The following is a 14,599-nucleotide window of genomic DNA, read 5'->3' on the forward strand; positions in this document are numbered from 1 at the left end:
AATTCTTCCGGTTATAAATAAAGCATTGCAAGGAGAGATTAAAAAGTGAAGCCAAAAGGCTGAATGTGGGGTAGGAGCGAGGAGAGTGAATAAATTGAAATTAGAAAGATTTCGCAAAATAATAGGTATTTTTCTCCTTGTTTCTTTAGTTTTTATTGGGTGTTTTAAACCGCTTCGGACGTTTATTTCATCTCCGAAGCAACTTGTTGTTTTTGAAGGACAACAATCAGAAATAGCTTCATTACCAGTGTTTAAAGCTTCATCTACAGATCGTCATGTGTTTACAGTAAGTTCAAATGAACAAAAACAAGGACTTATGGTAAATTCTCATCAAAATGGTGAAGCAGATATGGTGTTTCAGCTTGCTGGTTTTCCAGTGAAAAAAGTAAATGTGAGAGTATTAAAAGATTTCAAAGTTATTCCAGGTGGACAATCAATTGGTGTAAAGTTAAACACAAAAGGGGTACTTGTTGTAGGCCATCATTTAATTCAAACTGAAAAAGGGAAAGTATCTCCTGGTGAAACAGCTGGTGTGCAAATTGGAGATATGATTACTGAAATTAATGGTAAAACAATTGAAAGAATGAGTGATGTAGCACCATTTATTCATAATAGTGGGGAAACAGGCGAACCGCTTAATCTCGTTTTGTTAAGGGATGGAAAGCATATCCGCACTAAATTAACACCACAAAAAGACAGTGGAGAATCGTCTTATCGCATTGGTTTATATATTCGTGATTCGGCAGCTGGAATCGGAACAATGACATTTGTTCATCCTGATTCTATGAAATATGGGGCACTTGGTCATGTCATTTCTGATAATGATACGAAAAAGCCGATTCAAGTCGAAGATGGACAAATTATGCGTTCGACAGTTACATCAATTGAAAGAGGTAGTCATGGGAATCCAGGGGAGAAATTAGCGAGGTTCTCACCTGATCGTGAAGTGATTGGCAATATTACAATCAATAGTCCATTTGGTATTTTTGGCAAATTGAATACAAATATGACAAATGGCGTAATGGATAAAGCAATGCCTATTGCACTATCTCATCAAGTAAAAGAAGGACCAGCAAAAATATTAACAGTTATTGATCAAGATAAAGTGGAAGCGTTTGATATTGAAGTTGTGAGTACAGTACCTCAAAAGTTTCCGGCAACAAAAGGCATGGTAATAAAAGTAACAGATAAACGTTTATTAGCGAAAACAGGTGGTATCGTACAGGGGATGAGCGGAAGTCCAATTGTACAAAATGGAAAGGTAATTGGCGCGGTTACACATGTATTTGTAAATGATCCAACATCAGGATATGGTGTTCATATTGAATGGATGTTACATGAGGCTGGAATTAACATTTATGATCAAGAAAGAAAAGCGAGCTAATTAATAATTAGCTCGTTTTTTTATTGAAAAATTCGTTGAAATTTTGTAAAAGCTCCGCAAGAGGTGTTTTTTGTTGTAAAATAAAAGGAAAGGGTTGAACGTTTCGTTGTTTTTCTATGATGGAATGTGTTGCGAAAAGGAATAAATAAACGATAAACATATTTTTTTGTGATTTTATCGGAAAGTAACAAACTTTAAAAGGGAATTTTCACACAATTGTCGAACAATTCATGTAGCCTAGAAGGATACACATGTCGGAGAATCGATTCGGTAAGGGAGGAAAAGCTGTGGAGAAAATTAAAGTATGTCTTGTGGATGATAATAAAGAATTAGTATCAATGCTAGAGAGTTATGTAGCTGCTCAAGAGGATATGGAAGTAATCGGTACTGCTTATAATGGTCAAGAGTGTTTAAATTTATTAAAAGATAAGCAGCCGGATGTACTTGTATTAGATATTATTATGCCACATTTAGATGGGTTAGCTGTACTAGAGAAAATGCGCCATATTGAAAGGTTAAGACAGCCTAGCGTAATTATGTTGACAGCGTTTGGACAAGAAGATGTGACGAAAAAAGCAGTTGACTTAGGTGCGTCATATTTCATATTAAAACCATTTGATATGGAGAATTTAACGAGTCATATTCGTCAAGTGAGCGGTAAAGCGAACGCTACTATTAAACGTCCACTGCCATCTTTCCGATCAGCAACAACAGTAGATGGAAAACCGAAAAACTTAGATGCAAGCATTACGAGTATCATTCATGAAATTGGTGTGCCTGCTCATATTAAAGGGTACATGTACTTAAGGGAAGCAATTTCTATGGTGTACAATGACATCGAATTACTTGGATCTATTACGAAAGTATTGTATCCAGATATCGCGAAGAAATATAATACAACAGCAAGCCGTGTCGAGCGGGCAATCCGTCACGCAATTGAGGTAGCATGGAGTCGCGGGAATATCGATTCTATTTCGTCCTTATTCGGTTATACAGTATCTATGTCAAAAGCAAAACCTACGAACTCCGAGTTCATCGCAATGGTTGCGGATAAGCTGAGACTTGAACATAAGGCTAGCTGAGAATAGAAGAAGTAAGGGATTTAAGTTTTTAATAATTCTTGAAATGTATACTTGATAGTAAATTTAAAACCAATGAACTTTTTAATTAAAGACCAATGAATGTTAGAATTCGTTGGTCTTTTTATTGTACATGTTCGAAGTGAAGGTTAAATTGAATCACGGTATATCCGATGAGGGATTTTAGCAAGCAAGTCATCCGTGATATAATAGAAAATAATAAAAAGTCCTGTGAAACAGGACTGTATTATTCTTCGTCTTTATTTTGTTTTTCTAATTCAACTAACTTTTGAATTAAAATGTGCTGCGGCATATGCATAAGTTGTTCAAGTGGAACACCTAATGCTTTTGATAGGCGGACTGCAGTGTCTGGAGAAATTTGTAATGGTCTCATAGAAGTACCTCCTTTTTCGTATAGTATAGCATAAGATTGGGGGAGTGAGGATGACTCTTATATTTGCACATCGTGGTGCAGCGGGAACGTACCCAGAAAATACGATGATTTCATTTGAAGCAGCTGAATCTTTTAAGGCAGATGGAATTGAGCTTGATGTTCAATTAACGAAAGACGGAAAGGTTGTCGTCATTCATGATGAAACAGTGGACCGGACAACAAATGGAAAAGGTGCGGTTCGAAATTATGTATATGAGGATTTATGTAAATTAGATGCGAGCTATAAATTTGGTGATAAAGTAGGTTTTTGTAAAATACCTCTTTTAGAAGAAGTGTTACAATGGATTGAACAAACAGGGTTGTTACTTAATGTTGAACTTAAAAATAATAAAATTCCATACAGAGGCTTAGAGGAAGAAGTTATAACGCTTGTACGCAAATTTAATTTAGAAAATCGTGTTATATTTTCTTCATTTAATCACTACAGTATGAAAAGGTGTCATATGATGGCTCCTGATATTCAAACAGCGATTTTATATCGCGAAGGCCTGCATAGCCCATGGGCATATGCAAAAAAGATGGGAGCTACTGCGGTGCATCCGAATTATCGTTACCTTCAAGATGCCATTGCTGAATTAACGATGGAAAGTGATGTAGAAGTTCGGCCCTATACAATTAATGAAGAAACACTTATGCGTAAATATTTTGATATGAACATATCGGCGATTATTACTGATTATCCTGAAACGGCAAGAACGTTATTGCCAATAAAAAAATGAGACCGCGTGTAACGGTCTCATTTTTTTATTGATAAGTAGTAGGACTTTCCTATCTTTTAAAGCGCGCTTGTACTTTATTTCGTTTACGGTCTCGGTGTAAGACGAAGCCACCAAAAATATAAAACCCTAGTCCGAAGCAAAGAGCGCCAATTAAAAATTGTAACCAAAGTATAGAGAGTGGAGGAAATAGAATCCCGAATACTGTATCTCTCATTAACTTAATGCCAAGCACAGCTAATGAAATAGGGATGAGTGCTAATAATAGAGCAAGGTAACGCTGCATATAAACGCTCCTTTTCAGATTATTTCGTTTATTTCAATAATGTTATATGAAAAGGGGGTTTGTCAAGAGGGGGCTGAACGAGTAAGATAAGGGTGTGAAAAATTTTGCAGAGATACTTCGAGAGGAAGTGTAATATATGAAACAAAAAGTTTTAATTGTTGGTGCAGGTGAAGGTGGTAGTACACTGCTACGTCTGTTACAGAGTTCGAATATATTTCAAATTATAGGGATTATTGATATAAATCCGATAGCAAAAGGGTTACAGATGGCAAAGGAATACGGGATTGCAATTGGAGAGAGTGTGACTCCGTTTCTTTCTATGCACATTGATGTAATGTTTGATATGACAGGTGACGATGATTTACATAAAGATTTATTAAAGAAAAAGCATAAAGATACTCTTCTTATACCAGGTGATATTGCAAAGATTGTTACGAGATTAGCACATGAGAAGGAAGATTTAATTGGAAAGTTAGAAGAGCAAACGCAGCAAGGTGATTTAATTTTAAACTCCACGCATGACGGTATGATAGTGATTGATCAAGAAGGACAAGTTCGCCTATTTAATAAAAGTGCAGAACGTATTATCGGATATAAAAAAGAAGATGCGGTAGGCAAATATATTTTAGAAGTTATTCCGACTAGTAAGCTGCTTCGTATTATACGTACGAAACAAATAGAAGTAAATTATGAACTGACGCTTGAGAATGGAAAGAAAATTATTACAACCCGTATTCCAATATTAAAAGAGGGAGGAGAGGTACAAGGGGCATTTGCGATTTTTAAAGATATAACAGAGGTTGTAGATCTTGCGGAAGAAGTTACAGATTTAAAGGAGATTCAAACGTTACTTGAGGCGATTATTAACTCGTCTGAGGAAGCCATTTCGGTCGTGGATGAAAAAGGACGAGGGTTAGTAATTAACCCTGCATATACGAAATTAACAGGTTTAACAGAAGAGGACATTATTGGAAAGCCAGCTACAACTGATATTGTAGAAGGTGAAAGTATGCATATGAAAGTACTTCGAACGCGTAGGGCAGTACGAGGAATACATATGAAGATTGGACAAAAAAAGCGAGACGTAATTGTAAACGTAGCACCAGTCATTGTAGATGGAATATTGAAAGGGAGCGTTGGTGTAATTCGTGACGTATCAGAAATTCAAAAGTTAACAAATGAATTGAATCGAGCAAGGCAAATTATTCGAACGTTAGAAGCGAAATATTCATTTGATGACATTGTCGGAAATTCAGATGAAACAACGGCTGCTATTGAGCAGGCAAAACTGGGGGCGAATACACCAGCAACAGTATTGCTACGCGGGGAGTCAGGGACAGGTAAAGAATTGTTTGCACATGCTATCCATAATGGAAGTAATCGAAAATATAATAAGTTCGTTCGTGTAAACTGTGCAGCTATTTCGGAGACCTTGTTAGAAAGTGAATTATTTGGTTATGAGGAAGGGGCGTTTTCTGGCGCGAAAAGAGGCGGAAAACGTGGATTCTTTGAGGAAGCGAATAACGGCAGTATCTTTTTAGATGAAATAGGCGAACTATCTGCCAATACGCAAGCGAAACTCCTTCGCGTTTTGCAAGAGAAAGAAATTGTAAAAGTTGGTGGAACGAAAGCAATCCCTATTAATGTCAGAGTAATTGCAGCGACGCACGTGAATTTAGAAAAAGCCATTTTAGAAGGAGAATTCAGGGAGGATTTATATTATCGATTAAATAAAATTCCAATTCACATTCCATCCCTTCGTCAGCGTAAAGGGGATATACCGGCAATCGCAGACAGATTAATTCAAAAAATTAACCAAGATTATGGCCGAAATATAGAGGGGCTCACTAATTCTGCTATTTCCTATTTACAATCATATGAATGGCCAGGGAATGTGAGGGAACTTGAAAACATTTTGGGGAGAGCTATTATCTTTATGAATTATAACGAGACTTATATTGATGTACAACATTTACCGCCATTACATAACGAAGAGCAGGTGGAGTCAAAGCAAGCTCATTTATTACCTGAGTTAGAAGAAAAGCCACTTGAGCATTTAGTGACGGAGTTTGAAGGGAATATCATTCATGAATATTTAGAGAGGTTTGGTGGAAATAAAACACAAACAGCAAGAGCGTTAGGAATTTCGGTTCGAAATTTATATTACAAGCTAGAAAAGTATGAGTGTGCAAAAAATAGCATGCAATAAATTGCGTACCGTGCAATTTATTGCATGGTATACAAAAAGCGACAAAATGAGACAGAATCTTTTGTTATTTTCCAAAGTATTGATTTTACTGTGTTTTGAATGCGTTTTCATTATTGGTAAGACCACTTTAAAAAGTTGGCACGGTATTTGCTTAATAAAAAGACGAGGGACGACGGAAAGGGTTGATTACAAAATATGAAGTTAGAACACTTAATTGATCAAGCAGCAGGCCAGCCTAAAAAAACTGTGGCTGTAGCAGTAGCTGAAGATCATGAAGTAATTGAAGCTGTAGCGAAAGCAATTACATTACAGCTAGCTCAATTTCGTCTATATGGAAACCAAGAAAAAATAATGGGGATGTTACAAGAACATAATTTACAAACTTCAGAACATATTGAAGTGATTGCAGCACAGTCAAGTGCTGAGGCTGCAGAACTTTCTGTGAAAGCTGTAAGAAACGGCGAAGCAGATGTGCTCATGAAGGGAAACATCCCAACAGCAAATATTTTGAAAGCTGTATTAAATAAAGAGTGGGGACTTCGTAAAGGTAGCGTACTTTCACACGTTGCAGCATTTGAAGTTCCAAATTACGATCGTCTCATTTTTGTTACAGATGCAGCGATGAACATTGCACCTGATGTAACACAGAAAGCTGCTATTATACAGAATACTGTAGAAGTTGCCCGGGCAATAGGAATTGATTTGCCAAAGGTAGCACCAATTGCAGCGGTAGAGGTTGTGAATCCTGCGATGCAAGCGACAATTGATGCAGCGATGTTAACTCAAATGAATCGCCGCGGACAAATTAAAAATTGTGTCGTTGATGGACCACTTGCTTTAGATAATGCAGTATCACAAATTGCAGCAGAACATAAAGGCATAGTAAGTGATGTAGCAGGTAAGGCAGACATTTTACTCGTCCCAACGATTGAAGCTGGAAATGTGCTATATAAATCACTCGTATACTTTGCGGATGCAAAAGTAGGAGCAATGATTGCTGGCGCAAAAGCACCGATTGTTTTAACATCTCGTGCTGATTCAGCAGAAACAAAAGTATATTCATTAGCATTGGCAGTTGCGACTGCTTCAAAATAAACCAAATAGGGTAAAACAATTAGGGGGAAACGACAATGACATTAGAAATCTTCGAATACTTAGAAAAATATGATTATGAGCAAGTAGTATTTTGTCAAGATAAAGAATCTGGTTTAAAAGCAATCATTGCAATTCATGATACAACACTTGGACCAGCTCTTGGTGGAACAAGAATGTGGACATATGATTCTGAAGAAGCGGCGATTGAAGATGCATTGCGTCTTGCAAAAGGGATGACATACAAAAACGCAGCAGCTGGCTTAAACTTAGGTGGTGCGAAAACAGTAATTATCGGTGATCCACGTAAAGATAAGAGCGAAGCAATGTTCCGTGCATTAGGACGTTACATTCAAGGACTAAACGGACGTTACATTACAGCTGAAGATGTTGGTACAACAGTAGATGATATGGATATTATCCACGAAGAAACTGACTTTGTAACAGGTATTTCACCATCATTCGGTTCTTCTGGTAACCCATCTCCAGTAACTGCATACGGTGTGTACCGTGGTATGAAAGCTGCTGCGAAAGAAGCTTTCGGTACTGATAATTTAGAAGGAAAAGTAATTGCTGTTCAAGGTGTTGGTAACGTAGCATATCACCTATGCAAACATTTACACGCTGAAGGAGCAAAACTAATCGTTACAGATATTAATAAAGAAGCTGTACAACGTGCAGTAGAAGAATTCGGTGCAACAGCAGTTGAGCCAAATGAAATTTACGGTGTTGAATGTGATATTTACGCACCATGTGCATTAGGCGCAACAGTTAATGACGAAACTATCCCACAACTTAAAGCAAAAGTAATCGCTGGTTCTGCGAATAACCAATTAAAAGAAGATCGTCACGGCGACATCATTCATGAAATGGGTATCGTATACGCACCAGATTATGTAATTAATGCAGGTGGCGTAATTAACGTAGCAGACGAGTTATATGGATACAATAGAGAACGTGCATTAAAACGCGTTGAGTCAATTTATGACACAATTGCAAAAGTAATCGAAATTTCAAAACGCGATGGCATTGCAACTTATGTAGCAGCTGATCGTCTAGCTGAAGAGCGCATTGCAAGCTTGAAAAACTCTCGTAGCACATACTTACGCAACGGTCACGACATTATTAGCCGTCGCTAATCATTCATATATTACTTTTACAAAAGGTGTGGTTACCTCTTATGAGGTTTCCACCTCCTTTTGAATTTATTAGTGGAGGTAGCAACAGTGTCTTTAAATCGAATTCTTGTTATTAATCCGGGTAGTACATCCACAAAAATCGGTGTTTTTGATAATGAAAGACCCGTTTTAGAAGAAACTATTCGTCATGACGAAGAACAGATTGGAAAATATAAGCGAATTATTGACCAATATGAGTTTCGTAAAGAAACGATCTTAGAAGTTCTACATTCTCACGGTATTAACATTTCAAAGTTAAACGCAGTTTGTGGACGCGGGGGATTACTTCGTCCAATCGAGGGCGGAACATACACAGTAAACGATGCGATGTTAGAAGATTTGAAAAATGGATTTAGCGGTCATCACGCTTCAAACCTTGGGGGCATTTTAGCATATGAAATTGCTTCTGGATTAAATATTCCGGCATTCATTGTAGACCCTGTCGTTGTAGATGAAATGGAGCCGGTTGCTCGTATAAGTGGTATCGCTGGTATGGAACGTAAAAGTATTTTTCATGCATTAAATCAAAAAGCAGTCGCTCGCAAAGTGGCTGAAGAATTAAACCACAAATATGAGGATTTAAATTTATTAGTTACACATATGGGCGGCGGTATTACAGTTGGTGCTCATAAAAAAGGAAAAGTTATCGATGTGAATAATGGTTTAAATGGAGAAGGACCATTTAGCCCAGAGCGTGCGGGTACAGTACCAGTAGGACAACTAGTTGAAATGTGTTTCTCTGGTGAGTATTACCGAGACGAAATGGTTAAAAAACTTGTCGGACAAGGTGGACTTGTAAGTCTTATTGGTACAAATGATGCGATTAAAGTAGAACAAATGGTTGAAAAAGGTGATCCTGAAGCAACTCTTATTTATAAAGCAATGGCGTATCAAGTTGCAAAAGAAATTGGTGGAGCTAGCGCTGTACTTCACGGGAAAATCGATGCAATTGTATTAACTGGTGGACTTGCTTACAGTAAAATTCTTGTTGATGAAATAAAAGAACGAGTAGACTGGATTGCAGATGTTATCGTACATCCAGGAGAAGATGAATTACAAGCATTAGCAGAAGGGGCACTTCGTGTACTACGTGAAGAAGAAGCTCCAAAAGAATATATTGTACGTGAAAAAGAAACGGTAGCTAGGGGTTGAGATAATGGCAAAAGAATATGATTTAGTCATCGTTGGCGGCGGTACTGGTGGATATGTTGCTGCTATTCGTGCATCACAACTAGGTTTAAAAACGGCACTTGTTGAAAAAGAAAATCTTGGTGGTACTTGTTTACACAAAGGATGTATTCCTAGTAAAGCCCTTTTACGTAGTGCGGAAGTATACGCAACTGCTAAGAAAAGTGAAGAGTTCGGGGTTATTGCAAGTAATGTAGAACTAAACTTTGCAAAAGTACAAGAGCGTAAAGAGAAGATTGTAACGCAACTTCATAAAGGTGTTCAGCACTTAATGAAACAAGGTAAAATTGATGTGTTTGAAGGTATTGGCCGTATTCTTGGTCCATCTATTTTCTCTCCGATGCCAGGGACAATTTCAGTTGAACTTGCAAGTGGAGAAGAGAATGAAATGTTAATTCCAAAAAATGTACTTATTGCAACAGGTTCTCGTCCAAATTCATTACCAGGTTTAGAATTAGACGGAGAGTACGTAATGTCTTCCGATCATGCCCTAAAAATGGAAACGCTTCCTAGTTCAATTATTATCGTTGGTGGCGGTGTAATCGGTATTGAGTGGGCATCTATGCTTGCTGACTTCGGTGTAGAAGTTACAGTATTAGAGTATGCGAAAACGATACTACCACTAGAAGATCAAGACGTTTCAAAAGAAATGCAACGTCTATTCAAGAAAAAAGGTATTAAAGTGGTAACTGGTGCAAAAGTATTACCAGAAACATTGGTAAAAGATAATGGAGTAACAATTCAAGCTGAACATAACGGTGAGAATAAAGAATTTAAAGCAGAAAAAATGCTTGTATCTGTAGGACGACAAGCCAATACGCAAAATATTGGTTTAGAGAATACGGATATCGTTGTGGAAAAAGGATACATTCAAACAAATGAGTTTTATCAAACGAAAGAATCTCATATTTACGCAATCGGTGATGTAATCGGTGGCTTACAGCTTGCTCACGTTGCTTCTCATGAAGGAATTGTTGCAGTAGAACATATTGCTGGTAAAGAAGTTACACCAATTGATTATTCTATGGTATCAAAATGCGTATATAGCAGTCCGGAAGTTGCTTCTGTCGGTTTAACAGAACAAGAAGCGAAAGAAAAAGGCTATAAGCTAAAAGTAGGTAAGTTCTCATTCCGTGCAATCGGAAAAGCGCTTGTATACGGCGAATCAGATGGTTTCGTAAAACTTGTAGTTGATGAAGAAACAAATGATATTCTCGGTGTTCATATGATTGGACCGCATGTAACAGATATGATTTCTGAAGCGGGTCTTGCAAGAGTACTTGATGCAACACCTTGGGAAGTAGCACATACAATTCATCCGCATCCATCATTATCTGAGGCGATTGGTGAAGCAGCATTAGCTGTAGATGGAAAAGCGTTACACGCATAAAAATGTGGATTTAGGAGGTTATGAAAAATGGCAGAAGTAAAAGAAAAGCGCCATGAAGAGCTTGGCTTAAGTGATGAGCAAGTATTAGAAATGTTCCGTACGATGTTACTTGCACGTAAAATTGACGAACGTATGTGGTTATTAAACCGTGCTGGTAAAATTCCATTCGTAATTTCTTGTCAAGGACAAGAGGCAGCACAAGTTGGAGCAGCATTCGCTCTTGATAGAGAGAAAGATTATGCATTACCATACTACCGTGATATGGGTGTTGTACTAGCGTTTGGTATGACAGCGAAAGAACTGATGCTATCTGGTTTCGCGAAAGCTGGAGATCCAAACTCTGGTGGTCGTCAAATGCCTGGTCACTTCGGTCAAAAGAAAAATCGTATTGTGACAGGTTCATCTCCAGTAACAACGCAAGTACCACATGCAGTTGGTATTGCATTAGCTGGAAAAATGGAAAAGAAAGATTTAGTAACGTTTGTTACATTCGGTGAAGGTTCTTCCAACCAAGGTGATTTCCATGAAGGTGCAAACTTTGCTGGCGTACACAAGTTACCTGTTATTTTTATGTGTGAAAATAATAAATACGCGATCTCTATTCCAGTTGAAAAACAATTAGCATGTAAAAATGTATCCGACCGTGCAATTGGATACGGTATGCCTGGATATACAGTAGACGGAAACGATCCGCTTGCAGTATATAAAGCTGTAAAAGAAGCAGCAGACCGTGGCCGCCGTGGTGAAGGTCCAACTTTAATTGAAACAGTATCATATCGTTTAACAGCACATTCAAGTGACGATGATGATCGTGTTTATCGTGATAAAGAAGAAGTAGAAGAAGCGAAGAAAAATGATTCAATTGTAACATTTGCTGCTTATTTAAAAGAGGTTGGCGTGTTAACTGAGGAATCTGAAAAACAAATGTTAGACGAAATTATGCATATCGTAAACGAAGCAACAGAATATGCAGAAAATGCTCCGTATGCAGCACCTGAAGATGCATTGAAGCACGTATACGCAGAATAGGGGGGAACGTTTCATGGCTGTAATGTCTTATATTGATGCTATTACATTAGCAATGCGCGAGGAAATGGAACGCGATGAGAAAGTATTCGTTTTAGGTGAAGATGTTGGTAAAAAAGGTGGCGTGTTTAAAGCGACACACGGATTATATGATCAATTTGGTGAAGATCGTGCGCTAGATACACCACTTGCAGAATCTGCAATCGCTGGGGTCGCAATTGGTGCAGCAATGTATGGAATGCGTCCAATCGCTGAAATGCAGTTTGCGGATTTCATCATGCCAGCAGTAAACCAAATTGTTTCTGAGGCAGCAAAAATTCGTTACCGTTCTAATAATGATTGGACTTGTCCAATTACAGTTCGTGCGCCATTTGGCGGCGGTGTTCACGGTGCATTGTATCATTCGCAATCTGTAGAAGCGATGTTTGCAAACCAACCTGGTTTAAAAATCGTTATCCCTTCTACACCATATGATGCAAAAGGCTTACTAAAAGCTGCAATTCGTGATGAAGATCCAGTATTATTCTTTGAGCATAAGCGTGCATATCGCTTAATTAAAGGTGAAGTGCCAGAAGATGATTACGTATTACCAATCGGAAAAGCAGATGTAAAACGTGAAGGTGATGATATTACTGTTATCACATACGGATTATGTGTTCATTTTGCTCTTCAAGCAGCTGAAAAGTTAGCACAAGATGGCATCTCTGCACACATTCTTGATTTACGTACTGTATATCCATTAGATAAAGAAGCAATCATTGAAGCAGCTTCTAAAACAGGTAAAGTTCTTCTTGTAACAGAAGACAATAAAGAAGGAAGTATTATGAGTGAAGTGGCAGCAATTATTGCTGAAAACTGTCTGTTTGATTTAGATGCACCAATCGCACGTCTTGCAGGTCCAGACGTTCCAGCAATGCCATATGCACCAACAATGGAAAAATTCTTTATGGTAAATCCAGATAAAGTTGAAAAAGCAATGCGCGAGCTTGCGGAATTTTAATCGGGGGGACTATACATGGCTGTAGAAAATATTACAATGCCTCAGCTCGGGGAGAGCGTTACAGAGGGTACAATTAGTAAATGGCTCGTGAATGTTGGCGATCACGTAAACAAATATGATCCGCTTGCAGAAGTAATGACTGATAAAGTAAACGCTGAAGTACCATCTTCTTTCACTGGTATTGTGAAAGAGTTAATTGCTGCTGAAGGTGATACGTTAGCTGTAGGTGAAGTAGTTTGTGTAATTCAAGTAGAAGGCGCAGATGAAGTAGCAGCAACAGCTGTTGAGGAAAAAACAAAAGAAGAATCAAAGGCAGAAGTAGCTACGCCTGAAAAAGCACCGAAAGCAAAACAACCAACTGATGGAAAACCTCGTTTTTCACCAGCTGTGTTAAAACTTGCGGGTGAGCATAACGTTGATTTAGATCAAGTAGAAGGTACGGGGGCAAACGGCCGTATCACTCGTAAAGATATTTTAAAGCTAGTGGAATCTGGAAATATTCCGCAAGCAGGTGCGGCGAAGAAAGAGGAAGCGGTAGCAGCAGTAGTAGAAGCGCGTCCAGAAGCACCAAAAGCAGCGCCAGTAGCGCAAAAAGTAGAATCTGCGAAACCAGTTTCTGTACCAACAATGCCTGGCGATATCGAAATTCCAGTAACAGGTGTGCGTAAAGCAATCGCAGCGAACATGTTACGTAGTAAACACGAAGCGCCACACGCTTGGATGATGATTGAAGTAGATGTGACAAACCTTGTGTCATACCGTAATTCAATTAAAGGTGATTTCAAAAAGCGTGAAGGCTTTAACTTAACGTTCTTTGCTTTCTTCGTAAAAGCAGTAGCACAAGCGTTAAAAGAATACCCTCAAATTAATTCAATGTGGGCTGGCGATAAAATTGTTCAGAAGAAAGATATTAACCTTTCTATCGCTGTTGCAACAGAGGACGAACTATTTGTACCAGTAATTAAACACGCGGACGAGAAGACAATTAAAGGTATCGCTCGTGAAATTACAGAGCTTGCAGGAAAAGTACGTACGAAATCGTTAAAAGCGGACGAAATGCAAGGCGGAACGTTTACAATTAATAACACAGGATCATTCGGTTCTGTTCAATCTATGGGTATTATTAATTACCCACAAGCGGCTATTTTACAAGTTGAATCAATTGTAAAACGCCCAGTAATTATGGATAATGGCATGTTTGGTGCTCGCGACATGGTTAACTTATGTTTATCACTTGATCACCGTGTACTAGATGGCTTAATTTGTGGTAAGTTCTTAGGACGTGTAAAAGAAATTTTAGAAAATACGTCAGAAAATAATACATCTGTATACTAATAAAAAGCTCGCTTATGGCGAGCTTTTTATTATCTTATTTCTTCATTTGCATCCTACTATATGTATAATACCTTTCCCAGTAATCTTACAATGAACGATTATGTATTAGGAATTTATGAAAATACATTGCTGATATATGGTATATGGATATAAAATAAGAAAAGAATAATTTTTTTGGCAAATCTTACTGATGAAACTGTAGTATAATATATTGTATTGTATGAAAAAGAGAGTTATTCTATATAAGTGTTTTATAGATAAT

Annotated in this window: 13 protein-coding genes; 11 read left to right on the forward strand and 2 right to left on the reverse strand. The window is 37.9% G+C overall.

What is annotated here, in order from left to right; genetic code table 11:
- Positions 1–85: 85 nt before the first annotated feature.
- Together spoIVB and spo0A are read left to right on the forward strand one after the other, a co-directional pair.
- Positions 86–1,384: a SpoIVB peptidase gene (spoIVB, locus tag PDK19_RS02775; RefSeq protein ID WP_002028467.1), complete on the forward strand. Its 1,299-nt coding sequence runs from the start codon at positions 86–88 to the stop codon at positions 1,382–1,384.
- A 287-nt stretch (positions 1,385–1,671) separates the two neighbouring features.
- Positions 1,672–2,466, forward strand: a complete 795-nt coding sequence (gene spo0A / locus PDK19_RS02780) for a sporulation transcription factor Spo0A (protein ID WP_014297988.1) — start codon at positions 1,672–1,674, stop codon at positions 2,464–2,466.
- A 244-nt stretch (positions 2,467–2,710) separates the two neighbouring features.
- On the opposite strand, the gene PDK19_RS02785 is transcribed toward spo0A, so the two are convergent.
- On the reverse strand, positions 2,711–2,857 hold the full coding sequence (locus tag PDK19_RS02785) for a YycC family protein (RefSeq protein ID WP_001247671.1): 147 nt from the start codon (positions 2,855–2,857) through the stop codon (positions 2,711–2,713).
- A 50-nt stretch (positions 2,858–2,907) separates the two neighbouring features.
- On the opposite strand from PDK19_RS02785, the gene PDK19_RS02790 reads away from it, so the two are divergent.
- Complete coding sequence (locus PDK19_RS02790) at positions 2,908–3,636, forward strand: glycerophosphodiester phosphodiesterase (RefSeq protein WP_000172558.1); 729 nt, start codon at positions 2,908–2,910, stop codon at positions 3,634–3,636.
- 49 nt (positions 3,637–3,685) lie between these two features.
- Here PDK19_RS02790 and PDK19_RS02795 read toward each other — a convergent pair whose 3' ends face one another.
- Positions 3,686–3,919, reverse strand: coding sequence for a DUF2627 domain-containing protein (locus PDK19_RS02795; protein ID WP_001190192.1), 234 nt, complete (start codon positions 3,917–3,919; stop codon positions 3,686–3,688).
- 136 nt (positions 3,920–4,055) lie between these two features.
- Between PDK19_RS02795 and PDK19_RS02800 the strand changes: the two genes are divergently transcribed.
- The 8 genes from PDK19_RS02800 (at position 4,056) to PDK19_RS02835 (ending at position 14,337) form a co-directional block, all read left to right on the forward strand.
- On the forward strand, positions 4,056–6,128 hold the full coding sequence (locus PDK19_RS02800) for a sigma-54 interaction domain-containing protein (protein ID WP_000811006.1): 2,073 nt from the start codon (positions 4,056–4,058) through the stop codon (positions 6,126–6,128).
- 195 nt (positions 6,129–6,323) lie between these two features.
- Positions 6,324–7,223: a phosphate butyryltransferase gene (yqiS, locus tag PDK19_RS02805; protein WP_000763072.1), complete on the forward strand. Its 900-nt coding sequence runs from the start codon at positions 6,324–6,326 to the stop codon at positions 7,221–7,223.
- Positions 7,224–7,258: 35 nt separating this feature from the next.
- A complete protein-coding gene (locus PDK19_RS02810; protein ID WP_000171362.1) occupies positions 7,259–8,359 on the forward strand; it encodes a leucine dehydrogenase in 1,101 nt (366 codons plus the stop codon).
- An 87-nt stretch (positions 8,360–8,446) separates the two neighbouring features.
- On the forward strand, positions 8,447–9,550 hold the full coding sequence (gene buk / locus PDK19_RS02815) for a butyrate kinase (protein WP_000056191.1): 1,104 nt from the start codon (positions 8,447–8,449) through the stop codon (positions 9,548–9,550).
- Positions 9,551–9,554: 4 nt separating this feature from the next.
- Positions 9,555–10,976 carry a dihydrolipoyl dehydrogenase gene (gene lpdA / locus PDK19_RS02820; RefSeq protein WP_001051291.1) on the forward strand — a complete coding sequence of 474 codons (1,422 nt, stop codon included), beginning with the start codon at positions 9,555–9,557 and terminating at the stop codon, positions 10,974–10,976.
- Positions 10,977–11,003: 27 nt separating this feature from the next.
- A complete protein-coding gene (gene bfmBAA, locus PDK19_RS02825; protein ID WP_000852555.1) occupies positions 11,004–12,005 on the forward strand; it encodes a 3-methyl-2-oxobutanoate dehydrogenase subunit alpha in 1,002 nt (333 codons plus the stop codon).
- 13 nt (positions 12,006–12,018) lie between these two features.
- A complete protein-coding gene (gene bfmBAB, locus PDK19_RS02830; RefSeq protein WP_000290076.1) occupies positions 12,019–13,002 on the forward strand; it encodes a 3-methyl-2-oxobutanoate dehydrogenase subunit beta in 984 nt (327 codons plus the stop codon).
- A gap of 15 nt (positions 13,003–13,017) precedes the next feature.
- Positions 13,018–14,337, forward strand: coding sequence for a dihydrolipoamide acetyltransferase family protein (locus tag PDK19_RS02835; protein WP_000257637.1), 1,320 nt, complete (start codon positions 13,018–13,020; stop codon positions 14,335–14,337).
- Positions 14,338–14,599: the final 262 nt, after the last annotated feature.

Source organism: Bacillus cereus group sp. BcHK124 (assembly GCF_027712065.1).
Taxonomy (GTDB): domain Bacteria; phylum Bacillota; class Bacilli; order Bacillales; family Bacillaceae_G; genus Bacillus_A; species Bacillus_A pacificus.

Bases quoted from the DNA above. Each gene is read 5' to 3' on its own strand.
- PDK19_RS02785 (WP_001247671.1), bottom strand. From the start codon at position 2,857: ATGAGACCATTACAAATTTCTCCAGACACTGCAGTCCGCCTATCAAAA.
- PDK19_RS02790 (WP_000172558.1), top strand. From the start codon at position 2,908: ATGACTCTTATATTTGCACATCGTGGTGCAGCGGGAACGTACCCAGAA.
- PDK19_RS02795 (WP_001190192.1), bottom strand. From the start codon at position 3,919: ATGCAGCGTTACCTTGCTCTATTATTAGCACTCATCCCTATTTCATTA.
- PDK19_RS02800 (WP_000811006.1), top strand. From the start codon at position 4,056: ATGAAACAAAAAGTTTTAATTGTTGGTGCAGGTGAAGGTGGTAGTACA.
- yqiS (WP_000763072.1), top strand. From the start codon at position 6,324: ATGAAGTTAGAACACTTAATTGATCAAGCAGCAGGCCAGCCTAAAAAA.
- PDK19_RS02810 (WP_000171362.1), top strand. From the start codon at position 7,259: ATGACATTAGAAATCTTCGAATACTTAGAAAAATATGATTATGAGCAA.
- lpdA (WP_001051291.1), top strand. From the start codon at position 9,555: ATGGCAAAAGAATATGATTTAGTCATCGTTGGCGGCGGTACTGGTGGA.
- bfmBAA (WP_000852555.1), top strand. From the start codon at position 11,004: ATGGCAGAAGTAAAAGAAAAGCGCCATGAAGAGCTTGGCTTAAGTGAT.
- bfmBAB (WP_000290076.1), top strand. From the start codon at position 12,019: ATGGCTGTAATGTCTTATATTGATGCTATTACATTAGCAATGCGCGAG.
- PDK19_RS02835 (WP_000257637.1), top strand. From the start codon at position 13,018: ATGGCTGTAGAAAATATTACAATGCCTCAGCTCGGGGAGAGCGTTACA.